We start from the raw sequence: 15,289 nt of genomic DNA, 5'->3' as shown, positions 1-15,289 counted from the left end.
CGATAGCGGCGTGCAGCCGATCGCTCAGCCCAGCATTCGCATGACGATCTGACCCAGCACATACTGGTTGAACCAGCCGATCAGCAGGATCGCGGCAATGGGCGACAGGTCGAGCCCGCCCATGGGCGGGATGATGCGGCGAAATGGATCGAGAATCGGGTCCGTGAAACGCGACAGACCGTAGCGGATCTGTGCGACCATGCCGCCGCGATCGGCAATGCCGAAGGCGATTACCCAGCCGAGAATGATTTCGATGATGATCAACCAGACGATCACACTCAGGATCGGCATGATGATCATGGCAAGTATGGACTGTGCGAATGTCATGACTGCCGCCTAGCTAGGCCGTGCATTGCGATCAAGCAGGGATTACCGCCCTAACCCTTCTGCCCGACGCGATAGATGGTCGGAACGTTCGCTTCGATACACTCGATGATAGACCCGGCAATATCCTTACCGGTGGCCTGCTCAATGCCCTGAAGTCCGGGCGACGAGTTCACCTCCAATATCTTCGGGCCTGAGTCCGACCGCAGAATATCGACACCGGAAACGTCCAGCTTGAGAATTTTCGCGGCGCGGATAGCGGCGCGGCGCTCGTCGCGGGTCAGCCGCACGGTCTTGACCGAGCCGCCCTGATGGACGTTGGAGCGGAAATCCCCAGGCGCGGCGGTCCGCATCATGGATCCGACAACCTTGCCATTGACGACGAAGCAGCGAATGTCGCTGCCAGCCGCTTCCTTGACGAATTCCTGCACCAGAAAGTGAGCGTCCAGCCCCCGGAAGGCATCGATCAGCGCGGACGCCGACTTGCGTGTTTCGGCGAGAACGACGCCACGGCCTTGGGTTGATTCCAGCAATTTGACGACGGCGGGGCTGCCGCCGACCAGATCGAGAATGCCTTTCGTGTCGCGCGAGCTTTTGGCAAAGGCTGTGGCCGGCATGCCTAGACCATGCTGACCCAGCAGCTGGTGGGCTAGCAGCTTATCGCGTGACTTGCCGATCGAATTGGCGCGGTTCAGCACATAGACGCCCATGGCTTCGAACTGACGGACGACGGCCATACCGTAAAATGTCAGCGATGCGCCGATCCGCGGAATGATCGCATCATAACGTTCCAGCGGTTTGCCGTCATAATGGACTTCCGGCTTGTGCGCATTGATCGCCATATAGCAGCGCGACGTATAGATGCAGTCGATCGTATGGCCGCGCGATTCTGCGGCTTCGATCATGCGGCGATTCGAGTAGTTTGACGGGCTCTGCGTCAGGATGCCGATCCGCAAGGGGCGCTGCTTGACCGAGGACTTCCGGCGTTTCTTGTAGACGGAATAGGAGAGCTGACCCTGCAGGAAACTTTCCGTCGGGCTGACGATCATGCCGTCATCGATGGCAGAACGCCCCAGCAGCATGCGGTAGCCCATAGTCTCGCGATTGGTCAGGCTGATATCGATAGGCATGGTCTTGTCGCCGATCGTGGCATTGGCCTGAATGATGTAGCGCAGTTCGGTCTGCCCGTTTGACGAGGTGACGGAGCGGCGATCCTTGACCCGTGCGGAACAGACGACCTCGATGGTCGGATCATCGGGATCCGGATGCATGATGAAGCGGACTTGCGGCTTGGCTTCCGAGCCAAAAGGTTCGACCCGGACAGCGTGCAGAGCGGATGTCTTGGCGCCCGTATCGATCTTCGCCTTGATGGCGGGTAGTCCGAGATCCGGCAGGGCCAGCCATTCTTCCCAGCCTAAACGAAACTTGGTCGGCTCAATCGGGGCGTTGGTCATTCAAGTCCTCATTTCATGCGGTATCGCACAGCTTGTCGCGCGGCCTATTACGCAGTAGTCCAGCCTGCACAAAGAAAAACAACCGGAAGCGGGACTAGGCTTTTCATGGTCAATAACGAAATGAGTGACACAATCGATCCGGTCATGCGCGAAAGCATGGAATATGATGTGGTTATCGTCGGCGCTGGCCCGGCGGGCCTGTCTGCGGCCATCCGGCTTAAACAGCTCAATCCCGAGACATCCGTGGTCCTGCTGGAAAAAGGCTCGGAAGTGGGCGCGCACATTCTGTCGGGGGCCGTACTTGACCCGATTGGTCTGGAACGGCTGTTTCCCGACTTCCGAGACGATGCGTCCTGTCCGGTCAAACAGCTGGTGACGTCCGATCATCTGGCCGTGCTGGGTAAATCGGGGGGCTTGCAGCTTCCGAACATCATCATGCCGCCCCTGATGAGCAATCACGGCAAATATGTCGTCTCCATGGGCGCCGTCGCGCGCTGGATGGGCGATCAAGCCGAGGCGCTCGGCGTCGAGGTCTTCCCGGGCATGGCCTGTTCGGAGCTGATCTACCGCGAAGATGGCAGCCTGAAAGGCGTGATTGCGGGTGAGTTCGGCTATGAAAAAGACGGCTCCAAAGGGCCGAACTACGAACCCGGCATGGAATTGCACGGCAAATATGTGTTTCTGGCCGAAGGGGCGCGGGGATCGCTGTCCCAGATTGCGATGAAGACCTTCAATCTCCGCGACGGGGCAGACCCGCAGAAGTTCGGTCTGGGCATGAAGGAAGTCTGGGAAATCGATCCCGCCAAGCATGATGCAGGCAAGGTCTATCACTCGACGGGCTGGCCGCTTGGTCTGAAAAGAGGCGGCGGATCATTCCTCTATCATGCGGAAAACAATCAAGTTTATCTCGGCATGATCGTCGATCTGAACTACGAAAATCCGCACGTTTATCCCTATATGGAATTCCAACGCTGGAAGCATCATCCGGACATTGCGGACGTGCTGAAAGGCGGGAAACGTATTTCCTATGGTGCGCGTGTCGTGACCAAGGGTGGCTATCAGTCAATTCCCCAAGCGGCGTTCCCCGGCGGGGCATTGCTCGGCTGTTCGGTCGGTCTGGTCAATCTGCCGCGGATCAAGGGCAATCACAACGCCATGCTGTCGGGCGTTGCGGCGGCTGAAGCGGCGGACCGCGCGCTGCGTGCGGGCCGGTCGGCTGATACGCTTTCCGACTATGATAACGAAATCCACAATGGCGACATCGGGGCGGACCTCAAACCTGTTCGCAATGTCGCGGCGCTGAATGGGCGTTTTGGTCCGTTTCTCGGCGGCATGTTGATGGGCGGTGTCGATATGTGGCTGCAGACTCTGTTCAAATTCAGCCCGTTCGGCACGCTGAGCCACAAGAAGAACGATGCGAAATCGACTCAGAAAGCGGCCAAGCACAAGGTCATCGAATATCCGAAACCCGACGGCGTGCTGTCCTTCGACAGGCTGACCAATGTCAGCTTCACCAATACATATCATGGCGAGAACCAGCCGAGCCATCTCAAGCTGCTGGACCCAAGCGTGCCGATCGATGTCAATCTGCCGGAGTTCAACGAACCCGCGCAGCGCTATTGTCCGGCCGGGGTCTATGAAGTCGTGGTTGAAGGCAATGAAGGGCCGAAATTCGTCATTAATGCGCAGAACTGCATCCACTGCAAGACCTGCGACATCAAGGATCCGTCAGAGAACATTCTCTGGACGGTGCCGGAAGGTGGCGGCGGCCCGAACTATGCGGGCATGTAGGGTTGCGGCCTCAGGACAAAGTCCGCAGCCTGACGGAATGGTAAAGACAACGTCGCTGTCAGCCGGACAGCAAAGCTGGTAGGGCCGTGACATGATGCTTCGTTCTCTTCTACTGGCCGCATGCCTGACCTGTCTGCCGATTTCGTCAGCACGATCTGCCGAGCCGGATCTGCGGACGGAGCGGGCGCGCATATTGGGCGACTATCTGGCGGGCAGCTATGCGCGCTATCTGAACGATCCCAAGGCCCAGTCGCGTTTCTATCAGGACGCTTTCGTCCTCGCCCCTGACGATATCCGGATCGGTCGCCTGGCACTTTATTCCGCACTATTTGCAGGGGATCAGGCGCTGGCCCGCGAGACGGCGGCCCGCATTCTGGAAACCGATCCAGATGAAAGCATGGCCCGCGCCATCATGAGTGTCGATGCCTTCGCGCGGGGGCGAACCGCGCGAGTGCGCAAGTTTGCGACCAAACCGACGGCGGATTTTACCATGGGTCAGGCGATGAAGATCGTGCTGGGCTGGACGCTTGTCGATGAAGGCAAATATGCGCGTGCGCGCGAGGTGTTCGGCGATATGGGCGATTCCGCCTATTTCGGCGCGCTCGGACAGCTGCAGATCGCCAAGATGGAAGCGCAGCAGGGCAATATGAGCGAAGCGCGCAAGGCTTTCGATCTTGTTGCGGCGTCAGGTGTCGCGCCGCAGGAATATACGCTGGCGCGTGCGCGATTCGAGGCGGCATCCGGTGACGTTCAGGGTGCGAAAGCGCGGCTGAAGGCTGCGATCGCGGATAATGGTCGGGCTGATATCGGTCCCGCCGGCGCCTATCTGCGCCGTCTGGATGCGGGCAAACGTCTGCCGCGCCTGTCGGAGAAAGCGCAAGCGGCCCGCGCGCTGACGGAGCCGGCCTTCGGATTTTTCGTTCGCCGCAAGAGCGCGGACGGAGCGGAGACGTTCCTGCGATTCTCACGCTGGATCGATCCGGATTACGACTTGTCGGCCTTGTGGCTGGGCGGTCTAATCGAGGAGACACATCCGGATATCGATCCCGGGACACGCGACGACGTGCTGGAACTCTATCAGTCCATCGATGAGCGGAGCTCCTATTTCGTCAATGCGCAGATGAGCGTTGCCAACATCTATTTCGACCAGGAAGAAGACGAACGGGCGCTGGTCATTCTCGAAGCGCTCGCCGAAAGCCACCCGTCCTATTTCACGCGCGAAGTTCTGGGTCGCGCCCGGTTCTTCCGTGAACAGTGGGCAGAGGCTCTGCCCTTCTATGACGCCTTGGTGGAAAGTCTGAGTTCGGATGAGCTCCGCATCAATCCTGAGCCACTGCGCCTGCGGGGGATTATTTTCGAACGGCTGGATCGCTGGTCGGAAGCGGAAGCCGATTTCAAGCGCGTGCTCGACTATCAGCCGGACGATTCGCAGACGCTGAACTATCTTGGCTATACTTGGGTGGATCGCGGCGAGCATCTTGATGAGGCCTTCACCCTGATCGAACGGGCTGTCGAACTGGAACCTGAATCCGGCGCGATCGTCGACAGTCTCGGCTGGGCGCACTACAAGCTCGGTCGCTATGCGGAAGCCAAGACGCATCTGGAGACGGCCGTTCTCCTGACGCCTTATTCGGCGACCATCATCGATCATCTGGGTGATGCGTACTGGCGGCTGGGTCGCAAGCGCGAAGCCACCTATCAGTGGCAGCGCGCCCTGGAATATGATCCGACCGATGAAGAGCGTGTCGCCATTCAGGCTAAGCTGGATGCAGGCGTCGACGCCGTTCCGGCCAGTTGAACCCACCTTTCGCGGGGCGAATAGATGGTTGAGGTGCTCTGTCCGGCAAAGGTCAATCTGACACTGCATGTCGGGGCTGCCATCGCGTCCGGTGATCGGGCGGGCTACCATCCCGTCGACAGTCTGGTCGTGTTCGCCGATATGGGTGACGCGATCCGGTTCGAGCCGTCCGAGGCGTCAATGCTGGAGATAGACGGACCCTTCAGCTGCGGCCTGTCCGCGGATACAGACAATCTGATCCTGCGTACACTCACCGCCTGTGACGCGCCACCGCAGCGTGTACGGCTGACGAAGTGTCTGCCGGTATCAGCAGGTCTGGGCGGCGGGTCGGCCAATGCGGCTGCGGTTCTGCGGATGTTCGATCCGAACAATCAGGTCGACGGCGCCCGGATCGGAGCCGATATTCCTGTCTGCCGCCTTTCCAGAACGGCGATGATGCGCGGGATCGGAGAGCGCGTAACAGCTGTGCCCGGACTGGGGCAGGTTCCGGCGGTTCTGGTCAATCCAGGTATTGCTGTCTCGACAGCAAGGGTCTTTTCGCGCTTCGATGCTGCGCCGCGTGCCGCCGAGCCTGTATCGACAGCGCAGACGGGGTCCTTGCTGGACAGAGCGTTGTCCGGGAGGAATGATCTTCAACCCGTGGCGATTGCCGATGTGCCGATCATCGAAATCGTGATTGCAGCCATTGCCGATCAGCCGGGATGTCAACTTGCTCGCATGAGCGGATCGGGCGCGAGCGTATTTGGCCTGTTCGATACGGACGCAGCCGCGCAAGCTGCTGCCAAAGTCCTGTCAGCGCGTGGATGGTGGTCGGTCGCAACCCGGTTGGGTGATCCGGCGTGAATTTTGGCGTAGCTGCTGATATGATCATGGCGCTGCAGATTGGCGGTATGGCGTTTTTCGTCTCGCTGGGCGTAACAGGCTTTGCGCGTCTGGGCGGATTGGGCGATGTGCCGGATCATCGCTCCAGCCATGCCCGCCTGACACCGACGGCTGGCGGGCTCGGACTGGTCGCGGGGATCGGCGCTGCCATCCTGACCGCGGGTCTGTTTTATGCCGACTCCTTATTGGCCCAGCCCGGCAGCACGGAAAAGCTGGCAACCCTGATGTCCCTGGCATTCGGCGTGTCATTTCTTGGTCTGCTGGATGACCGTTATGTGCTGCCGTCGAAGCTGAAATTCGGACTTCTCCTGATCTCCTGTGCCTTGGCGGCGGATGCGCTCGGCTCCGTCACCATGCTGCCTTTCCGGGGCGACCATATCTATCTGCTCTGGTGGTCCGGGCTGGCCGGGACCATTTTGTGGCTTTTCACAGTGACCAATGGTGTGAATTTCATGGACGGCATCAACGGCCTGTTCGGCCTGTCCATGGCGATCGCTTCGGGCGCGCTCTGTCTGCTGGCCATCAAGGTGAGCGCGCCTGTCACGGCGCTGCTGACGGGTACGCTCTGCGCGGCATTGCTGGGCTTTCTGCCTTATAATCTGAGACCGAAAGCGGCTGTCTTCTCCGGGGATTGTGGATCGCTCAGCGTTGCGTTTCTCTATGCGGGATCGGTGCTGTTTCTGGTCCATGAACAGCCGGAATTGCGGTTGCTCTATGCCGGGCCGCTGCTGATCCTGCCTCTTCTGACGGATGTGCTGATCACGCTTCTGCGCAAACCGCTCAAGGGCATTGGTCTGCTGGAACCGCACAACACCCACATCTATCAGCGTTGGTCACGCCATCGCGGCGGTCATGTCAGTGTGACGTTAATCTATGGGGCGATGATGCTGATCATGGCCGGACTGGTTCACTTCAGCTTCGGCAATGGCACATTGGGCTCTCTGTCGGGACTGGCCTTGCTGTCCGGACTATTCGCCTGTCTCTACATCATGCGGTCGGCGACCTTGCCGCGCTAGGAAGCGCGCGAGACGACGAAAGCGGCCAGATTCTGCAGGCAGTCCCGCAGCGGCGTTTTTTCGAACATGTCGAGCGCTTCGATTGCTTCGACCGAGAAGCGCCGCGCCATCTGTACGGTTTCTTCGAGCGCGCCGGACTTGCGGACATAGGAGACGGCGCGCTGCAGATCGAGATCGTCCTGATCGCGCTCGACGATGACCTTGCGCCAGAAGGCGATTTCAGCCGCATCGGCCCGGGTCAGTGTACGAATGACGGGCAGGGTCATCTTGCCTTCGCGGAAATCATCGCCGACCGATTTGCCGAGCGCGGCCTGCTGTCCGCCATAATCCAGCACATCGTCGATCAACTGAAACGCCAGGCCGAGTTTCAGGCCATAGGTTTGCAAGGCTGCGCGGCGGTCATCATCCAGTTCAGCAATGACGGGTGACACTTCGGTTGCCGCCGCGAACAGCGCCGCCGTCTTGGCCTTGATGACGTCCATATACTCCGCTTCGGTCATTACGATGTTGCGGAGGGCGGCCAGCTGCTGCACCTCGCCTTCGGCAATGACGGAGGCGGCGTTGGACAGGATGCCGAGTGCGTCCATCGATCCTGTTTCGACCATCAGGTTGAAAGCGCGGGCAAAGAGGAAGTCGCCGACCAGAATGGAGGCGCTGTTACCCCAGATCAGATTGGCGGGTTTCTTTCCCCGGCGCAGATCCGACTCGTCGACTACATCATCATGGAGAAGGGTTGCGGAATGAATGAATTCGACGGCGGCGGCCAGTTTATGATGCGCGTTGCCCGTATAGCCACAGAGTTGCGCGGTCGCGACCGTCAGCAGCGGACGCAGGCGTTTTCCACCGGCACCGACCAGATGGTCCGCCAGATCGGGGATCAGGCCGACGGGCGAATGCATCCGTTCGAGAATGATTGCATCGACTGCAGCCATATCGTCGGCATTCATCGACCACAGGGTCTGGGCCGGTGACAGCGCGTCGTCGCTTTGTATCTGTGCCGGGGCGTTCAACGGATTGCGTCCTTCAAAGTCTGACCCGCTAGTTAGGTGCGTGACCACTCGCGCACAAGTGACAAAGCGTGACGGGACACAGGCTTGCAAAAGCGCCGTACATGGCAGACGTGAGACGTATGATAGCTTTGATAGTCACGACCGACCCGGCCACGATTGCCTTTGCACAGGCGGTTCTGCGCGATGCAGAGATCGAATGTTATGTCATGGACCAGAATATGAGTGTGCTGGAACCCGGTATCATGATCCCGAAACGGGTGATGGTCCTGAAAGAGGATGTGGCTGAAGCGCGCGACATCCTGACCGATGCCGGTATCGCCAAAGAGCTGGAAGTCTGAGCTGCCCGCCCGCACAGGCTGAGCCGCAATCTCGTATGGAGCGGATCACCTCTGTCGTTTCATCCGCCAACCATGCTTGAAACTCGCGCGTAACGGCGTAAAGCCGCCGCCATGGCGAACTCTGTCAACAGACCCGACTCCTTTCAGGATCTGATTTTGCGGCTGCAGGCCTACTGGTCCGGCCAGGGCTGCGCGATCCTGCAGCCTTTCGATACGGAAGTCGGGGCTGGAACATTGCATCCGGCGACCGTGCTGCGCTCGCTCGGCCCGAAGCCGTGGAACGTCGCCTATGTGCAGCCGTCACGGCGTCCCGCCGATGGCCGTTACGGCGAGAACCCCAACCGGCTGCAGCATTACTATCAGTTCCAGGTCATCATGAAGCCGAACCCGGTCGATCTGCAGGAACGCTATCTCGGCAGTCTCGACGCCATCGGCATCGACCGCACGCTGCACGATATCCGCTTTGTCGAAGATGACTGGGAAAACCCGACCGTCGGAGCCTGGGGGCTGGGCTGGGAAGTCTGGTGCGACGGAATGGAAGTCAGCCAGTACACCTATTTCCAGCAGGTCGGCGGTCTGGATGTGGACCTCGTCTCCGGCGAGTTGACCTACGGGCTGGAACGTCTCGCAATGTATGTATTCGGCGTCGACAATGTCTATGACTTGCCATTCAACGCGCCCGGCCTGCCGACCAGCCTGAGCTATGGCGACGTGTTCCACCGCAACGAGGTGGAGCAGAGCACCTATAATTTCGAACATGCCGACACGGATAATGTGCTGGAGCGCTTCCGCATGGCCGAAGCCGAGTGCCAAGCCCTGCTGGCCCTGCCGGAGCCGCTGCCGCTGCCAGCCTATGAGCATGCGCTCAAGGCCTCGCATAATTTCAACATTCTCGATGCGCGCGGCGTCGTCTCGCCGACCCAGCGTCAGGAATATATCAAGCGCGTCCGCGACCTCGCCAAAGCCTGCGCCAGCGCCTGGGTCGAGGGCGAGAAGGCGAGGGCGGCGTGAGGGGGTTCCTGATTATCGCTGCCATGGCCGGTCTCACGGCCTGCCAGCCGCCTGCAGATGACACGCCGGGCATGTTCGAGCCGTTTGCGGCGACCCGGGTCGCGGATGCGGCCTGCATGTTCTTCGCCGATGGGGACGCGTCGCAGGATCAGTATATGTTTGCCACACGCGAGGATGATGTCGACCATATCGCCTATGTTCAGTTCAAGGGGGAACTGCTCAAGCTGATCCCGCGCGACGTGCCTGATTTTGCCGGCGAGCCGCTCGACGTCACCTATGACGTGCTGGATTATCTGAATTGGAAAGTCCGTCTGCAAGCCGAGCCGACAGGCACGGATGCGGGCAGCGCCGGTTATGACGGGTCACTGACACTCATGCTCGACAGTTCGGAGCTTTCGACCAGCGCCGATATTTACGGGGAATGCCGCGTCTGATGGCCGAACTGCTTTTTGAAATCTTCTGCGAGGAAATCCCGGCGCGCATGCAGGTGCGGGCGGGAGGCGACCTTGTCCGCCTGATGGACAGCGCGTTGAAAGAGGCAGGCCTGTCACCAGGGGACAGCACCGTCCTGACCGGGCCGCGCCGATTGACTTATGTGACGGATGTCGAGACGCGGTCGCCGGATGTCTCGGAAGACCGCAAGGGCCCGCGTGTCGGAAGCCACGAAAAAGCCATTGAAGGCTTCATGCGCGGGGCCGGGATCAGCGATATTTCCGAGGCCGAAATCCGCACGGACAAGAAGGGCGATTTCTATGTCGCCGTGATCCGCTCTGAAGGCCGTGAGACGGTCGATATTCTGCGCGAGGCGATACCCGCTGTGATGGGGGACTTCCCCTGGCCGAAAAGCATGAAATCCGGCGATAGCGATTTCCGCTGGGTGCGTCCGTTGCGCGGTCTGACGGTCCTGCTGGACGGTAAGAGTGTCGATGGAATCACCGTTGGCGGCATCACGTCCGATGATCAGGTTCACGGGCATCGCCAGATGGGGCCCGGGCCGTTTACCGTCACCTCGCTTGCGGACTATCGTGCGCAGCTGGAAGGCGAGGGGCGCGTCTATCTGGACCGCGAACAGCGCAAGGCTCTCATCCTGGAGCAGGCGAGCGCCGTGTGCTCAGAGGTCGGGCTGGAACTGGTCGACGATGCCGGACTGCTCGACGAAGTGGCCGGGCTGGTCGAATGGCCGGTGGCGCTTCTGGGCGACATGGATCCGGATTTTCTCGAACTGCCGGACGAGGTGATCCGCCTGACGCTCAAAAGTCATCAGAAAACCTTCACGGTGCGCGACCCGAAGACGGGCAAGCTGGCCGCGCATTTCGTCATCATCGCCAATCTGGAGACGCCGGATCAGGGCGCGACGATCAAGGCGGGCAACGCCAAGGTGATTTCTGCCCGTCTAGCGGATGCACGCTTCTTCCAGGAGGAAGACCGGAAGAAAAAGCTGCAGGATTATTACGATCAGCTGGACGAGGTGGTCTTCCACAAGAAGCTCGGTTCCGTGCGTGACAAGGCCGAACGCGTCGCCGCCCTCGCAAAGGAAATCGCGCCGCATGTCGGGGCCAATCCGATTTTGGCCGAAAAGGCGGCCCGCCTCGCCAAATGCGACCTCGTCACCCAGACCGTGATCGAAGCCACCTCGCTACAGGGCAAGGTCGGTCGCTGGATGTATGAAGCCGAAGGCGGCGACCCCAAAATCGCCGTCGCGATTGAAGATCACTACAAGCCGCAGGGGCCAAGTGATGCCGTGCCAAACGAGCCGATTGCAGTCGCCGTGGCGCTCGCGGACAAGATCGACACGCTGGTCGGATTCTGGGCGATTGGTGAGAAGCCAACGGGGAGCAAGGATCCCTATGCGTTGCGCCGAGCTGCGTTGGGTGTGATCCGGACCTTATCGGAAAATCGACTACGTTTAGGCCTGCAAAAATTGCTCTTTTGGCACCACGACTTCATCGAAACCGAAAAATACTATGAAGAGCGTTTGGAGCATCTTCAAAAAATCGAAGACGTTAAGAGACTTGGAGTAGATTCCACCGAAGCATCCTTACGTTTTCAAGGGGCTACGAAAGCTGTAGATTCCAGAGATGGGGGAATACTATCAATAGGTGGGTTTGAAGATTTAATCGAAACAAATGAGTTGCTCTCCTTCCTCCTCGATCGCCTGCGCGTCTACCTTCGTGACCAAGGCCACCGCCATGATGTGATCGACGCGGTGATTGCGCAGGGCGAGGATGATCTGCTGGCGATTGCGCAGCGGGTGGAGGCGCTGGGCGCGTTTCTGTCCGACAAGGACGGCGAAGACCTTGTGCAGGGCTATAAGCGTGCGGCGAATATTTTGCGGGCGGAGCAGAAGAAGGGTGATCTTGATCTCACCGATTTCGACACGCTCTCTGGTTTTACTGCTGATGATGCGACAGGGCTTCAAAGGGCTCTCGCCGAGACACGGCCAGCCATTGATGTCGCCCTCGACGCCGCCGACTACCCTGCCGCTCTCTCCGCGCTGGCGGACCTGCGCGAGCCCATCGATGCCTTCTTCGAAAACGTTGTCGTCAATTCGGACGATGCGGATGAGCGCGCACGGCGGCTGGCTCTGCTGTCCGCGATCGTGGAGACATTCCATGGTATCGCCGATTTCTCGCGCCTTGATGGATGATTTATCGCTTGCTGCTACTGTCCTCTTTGACAACGCTGTCAGACTTGCGGTGCGGTGGGGCTGGCCTATTGGGCTGTAACGATTGCGACGGAGAGTTGATCCGGTGCAGCGCGACAAGGGATTTCAATCGATGAACCAGTGGGTTTACAAGTTCGGCGGTGGCTCTTCCGAAGGCGATACGTCGATGAAGAACCTGCTGGGCGGGAAGGGTGCCAATCTGGCCGAAATGGCCAGCCTCGGCCTGCCCGTGCCGCCGGGCTTCACCCTGACGACCGATGTCTGCACCTGGTACTATGATCATGACGAGACCTATCCGGACGATATGAACGATCAGATCGAGACCGGGCTCAGCCATATCGAGGCGCTGACCGGCAAGACGTTCGGTGATCCGACTAATCCGCTGCTCGTCTCGGTCCGATCGGGCGCGCGCGCCTCCATGCCCGGTATGATGGATACGGTATTGAACCTTGGCCTGAACGACGAAACGGTCGCGGGGCTGGCAGAGCTGTCAGGGGATCGCCGCTTCGCGCTGGATAGTTATCGCCGCTTCATCACCATGTATTCCGATGTCGTGATGGGCGTGCATCACCACACATTCGAAGACATTCTCGAAGATGCGAAGCTCGATGCGGGCTATCGCAACGATACGGAGATGACGGCGGATGACTGGGCCGGTGTCATCGAACAGTATAAGGCCGCTGTGCGCGACGCGCTGGGCCGAGACTTCCCGCAGGATGCGCGCGAACAGTTGCAAGGCGCCGTCGATGCCGTCTTCGGTAGCTGGATGAATGAACGAGCCGTCGTCTATCGCCGCCTGAACGACATCCCCGCCGCCTGGGGCACTGCCGTTAATGTGCAGGCCATGGTGTTCGGCAATATGGGCGACACGTCCGCCACCGGCGTGGCGTTCACCCGCGATCCGTCGACGGGCGAGAACCGCTATTACGGCGAATTTCTGATCAATGCACAGGGCGAGGATGTGGTCGCAGGCATCCGCACGCCGCAGACTTTGACCCGGGAATCCCGTCTGTCGATGGGCGAGGACGCGCCGTCCATGGAAGAAGCGCTGCCCGAAGTCTATCAGCAGTTGGCCGACGTCTTTGTTCGCCTTGAAGCCCATTATCGCGACATGCAGGATATCGAGTTCACCGTGGAACGGGGCAAACTTTGGATGCTGCAGACCCGGACGGGCAAGCGCACCGCCCGAGCGGCGCTGAAAATCGCCGTCGATATGGCCGAGGATGGCTCGATCTCGACGGATGAAGCCCTGATGCGGGTTGATCCGTTGTCGCTGGATCAGCTTCTGCACCCGACGCTGGACCCGGACGCGTCGCGCGACATCATCGCCAGCGGCCTGCCAGCCTCTCCGGGCGCGGCGATCGGCGAAGTCGTCTTCACCTCGGATGATGCCGAGGCCATGGTGAGGGCCGGGCACAAGGTCATTCTGGTGCGCGTCGAGACCTCGCCTGAAGATATTCACGGCATGCATGCTGCCGAAGCCATCGTAACCGCACGGGGCGGCATGACCTCTCACGCAGCCGTCGTGGCCCGCGGCATGGGCACGCCCTGCGTCTCTGGTGCAGGCGACATCAAGATCGACTATGCCGCCGGGCAGTTCACCTGCGCAGGCCGCACGATAAAGCAAGGCGATATCGTGACGGTGGACGGCGCAACTGGCCAGGTCTTCGCCGGTGAAGTGTCGATGATCCAGCCGGAACTCTCAGGCGATTTCGCCAAGGTGATGGGTTGGGCCGATGCGGCCCGGACGCTGCAAGTGCGCACCAACGCCGAGACGCCGCTCGACGTCGAGACGGCCAAGGGTTTTGGGGCCGAAGGGATCGGCCTGTGCCGGACCGAGCACATGTTTTTCGAAGCCGATCGTCTGGCCCATTTCCGAGAAATGATCCTGGCTGACAGCGAAGAGGCGCGCCGGGAAGCGCTCGCCAAGATTTTGCCCGTACAGCGCGACGACTTCGCTGCCATATTCCGGGTCATGGAAGACCGTCCCTGCACGATCCGACTGCTGGATCCGCCCTTGCACGAATTCCTGCCGCACGCGGAAGCCGATATTGCGGCAGTCGCGGAATCCATCGGTGTGCCGGCCAGTGAATTGATGAGCCGGGCGCGGGAGCTGGAAGAGACCAATCCGATGCTGGGTCATCGCGGTTGCCGCCTCGGCATTTCCTATCCGGAGATCTATGAAATGCAGGCGCGCGCCATTCTCGAGGCGCAAGCGCTTGTGGCGAAGGAGACGGGAACGACGCCTGTCGCCGAAATCATGATCCCGCTGGTGAGCGGCGAAATCGAGCTGAGGCTTCTGCGCGAGCGTATCGACGCGGTCGCGCGGGATATCGGCGTATCAGATTATACAGTGGGCACGATGATCGAACTGCCACGGGCGGCTCTGCGGGCCGGTGCCATCGCCGAATTTGCCGATTTCTTCAGCTTCGGAACAAATGATCTGACCCAGACGACGTTCGGCCTGTCGCGTGATGATGCGGGCAAGTTCCTGCCGGACTATGTCCGCGCGGGAATCATGGATAAGGACCCATTCGTGACGCTGGACCAGGACGGTGTCGGCGATCTGATCCAGATCGCGACGGAACGCGGGCGAGGCCGGAAATCCGGACTGAAACTGGGTATTTGCGGCGAACATGGGGGCGATCCGGCCTCGATCGACTTCTGCCAACGAACCGGGCTCGATTATGTGTCCTGCTCGCCCTATCGCGTGCCGATTGCGCGTCTTGCGGCGGCTCAAGCGGCGATTCGCGCGAAGCGCTGAATTAGAAAGCCTTTTCTAACAGCATGTTAGCTGATCTTGCATTTGCGCGATCAGGCCTTATATGGTGCTCACGAAACAATGAGCGGCCATAACCGATAACGGATGGCCAGACGCCCCATGACGGGCTTTATTCGATTTTAACCTTAATTCGCAAAGCGGCGTGGCAAGTTTGTCACAGCACTCGTTCACAAAGCTGACGCAGACCGAAAGGATCGGCGCGTCGCTTGCAAGGCCGC

At 60.0% G+C, this 15,289-nt stretch carries 12 protein-coding genes; 9 read left to right on the top strand and 3 right to left on the bottom strand.

Annotation, left to right across the window (positions count from 1 at the left end):
- Nucleotides 1–24: 24 nt before the first annotated feature.
- A complete protein-coding gene (locus AB6B39_RS10845; protein ID WP_284370481.1) occupies nt 25–327 on the bottom strand; it encodes a YggT family protein in 303 nt (100 codons plus the stop codon).
- A gap of 50 nt (nt 328–377) precedes the next feature.
- Entirely contained in the window at nt 378–1,778 is a 1,401-nt protein-coding gene (gene rimK / locus AB6B39_RS10840; RefSeq protein WP_371398572.1) for a 30S ribosomal protein S6--L-glutamate ligase, read from the bottom strand.
- Between the two features lie 105 nt (nt 1,779–1,883).
- On the opposite strand from rimK, the gene AB6B39_RS10835 reads away from it, so the two are divergent.
- The 4 genes from AB6B39_RS10835 to AB6B39_RS10820 all read left to right on the top strand — a co-directional run bounded on the left by AB6B39_RS10835 (nt 1,884) and on the right by AB6B39_RS10820 (nt 7,265).
- Nucleotides 1,884–3,569 carry an electron transfer flavoprotein-ubiquinone oxidoreductase gene (locus tag AB6B39_RS10835; RefSeq protein WP_284370484.1) on the top strand — a complete coding sequence of 562 codons (1,686 nt, stop codon included), beginning with the start codon at nt 1,884–1,886 and terminating at the stop codon, nt 3,567–3,569.
- Between the two features lie 91 nt (nt 3,570–3,660).
- Complete coding sequence (locus AB6B39_RS10830) at nt 3,661–5,367, top strand: tetratricopeptide repeat protein (protein WP_284370486.1); 1,707 nt, start codon at nt 3,661–3,663, stop codon at nt 5,365–5,367.
- A 24-nt stretch (nt 5,368–5,391) separates the two neighbouring features.
- Entirely contained in the window at nt 5,392–6,210 is an 819-nt protein-coding gene (locus tag AB6B39_RS10825) for a 4-(cytidine 5'-diphospho)-2-C-methyl-D-erythritol kinase (RefSeq protein ID WP_284370487.1), read from the top strand.
- The gene (locus AB6B39_RS10820; RefSeq protein ID WP_284370489.1) at nt 6,207–7,265 is read left to right on the top strand and encodes a glycosyltransferase family 4 protein; all 1,059 of its coding nucleotides are present in this window, start codon (nt 6,207–6,209) and stop codon (nt 7,263–7,265) included. The genes AB6B39_RS10825 and AB6B39_RS10820 overlap by 4 nt, the downstream gene beginning before the upstream one ends.
- Here AB6B39_RS10820 and AB6B39_RS10815 read toward each other — a convergent pair.
- A complete protein-coding gene (locus AB6B39_RS10815; RefSeq protein WP_371398571.1) occupies nt 7,262–8,275 on the bottom strand; it encodes a polyprenyl synthetase family protein in 1,014 nt (337 codons plus the stop codon). The two genes, AB6B39_RS10820 and AB6B39_RS10815, sit on opposite strands and share 4 nt — an antisense overlap.
- A gap of 119 nt (nt 8,276–8,394) precedes the next feature.
- On the opposite strand from AB6B39_RS10815, the gene AB6B39_RS10810 reads away from it, so the two are divergent.
- From AB6B39_RS10810 to ppdK, 5 genes are all read left to right on the top strand, one after another.
- A complete protein-coding gene (locus AB6B39_RS10810; RefSeq protein WP_371398570.1) occupies nt 8,395–8,613 on the top strand; it encodes a DUF2007 domain-containing protein in 219 nt (72 codons plus the stop codon).
- A 111-nt stretch (nt 8,614–8,724) separates the two neighbouring features.
- Nucleotides 8,725–9,624: a glycine--tRNA ligase subunit alpha gene (locus tag AB6B39_RS10805; protein WP_284370495.1), complete on the top strand. Its 900-nt coding sequence runs from the start codon at nt 8,725–8,727 to the stop codon at nt 9,622–9,624.
- Nucleotides 9,621–10,058 (top strand): hypothetical protein, encoded by a 438-nt coding sequence (locus AB6B39_RS10800; protein WP_284370497.1) that lies wholly within the window; start codon nt 9,621–9,623, stop codon nt 10,056–10,058. The genes AB6B39_RS10805 and AB6B39_RS10800 overlap by 4 nt, the downstream gene beginning before the upstream one ends.
- Nucleotides 10,058–12,271 (top strand): glycine--tRNA ligase subunit beta, encoded by a 2,214-nt coding sequence (gene glyS, locus AB6B39_RS10795; protein ID WP_371398569.1) that lies wholly within the window; start codon nt 10,058–10,060, stop codon nt 12,269–12,271. Before AB6B39_RS10800 ends, glyS begins: the two co-directional genes overlap by 1 nt.
- A 130-nt stretch (nt 12,272–12,401) precedes the next feature.
- Nucleotides 12,402–15,053: a pyruvate, phosphate dikinase gene (gene ppdK / locus AB6B39_RS10790; RefSeq protein ID WP_284370501.1), complete on the top strand. Its 2,652-nt coding sequence runs from the start codon at nt 12,402–12,404 to the stop codon at nt 15,051–15,053.
- Nucleotides 15,054–15,289 lie beyond the last annotated feature (236 nt).

Origin of the sequence: Algimonas porphyrae (genome assembly GCF_041429795.1) — a bacterium.
Lineage (GTDB): Bacteria > Pseudomonadota > Alphaproteobacteria > Caulobacterales > Maricaulaceae > Litorimonas > Litorimonas porphyrae.
The sequence above is the reverse complement of the archived record's forward strand: the minus strand, read 5'-3'. Positions and strand labels throughout refer to the sequence as shown.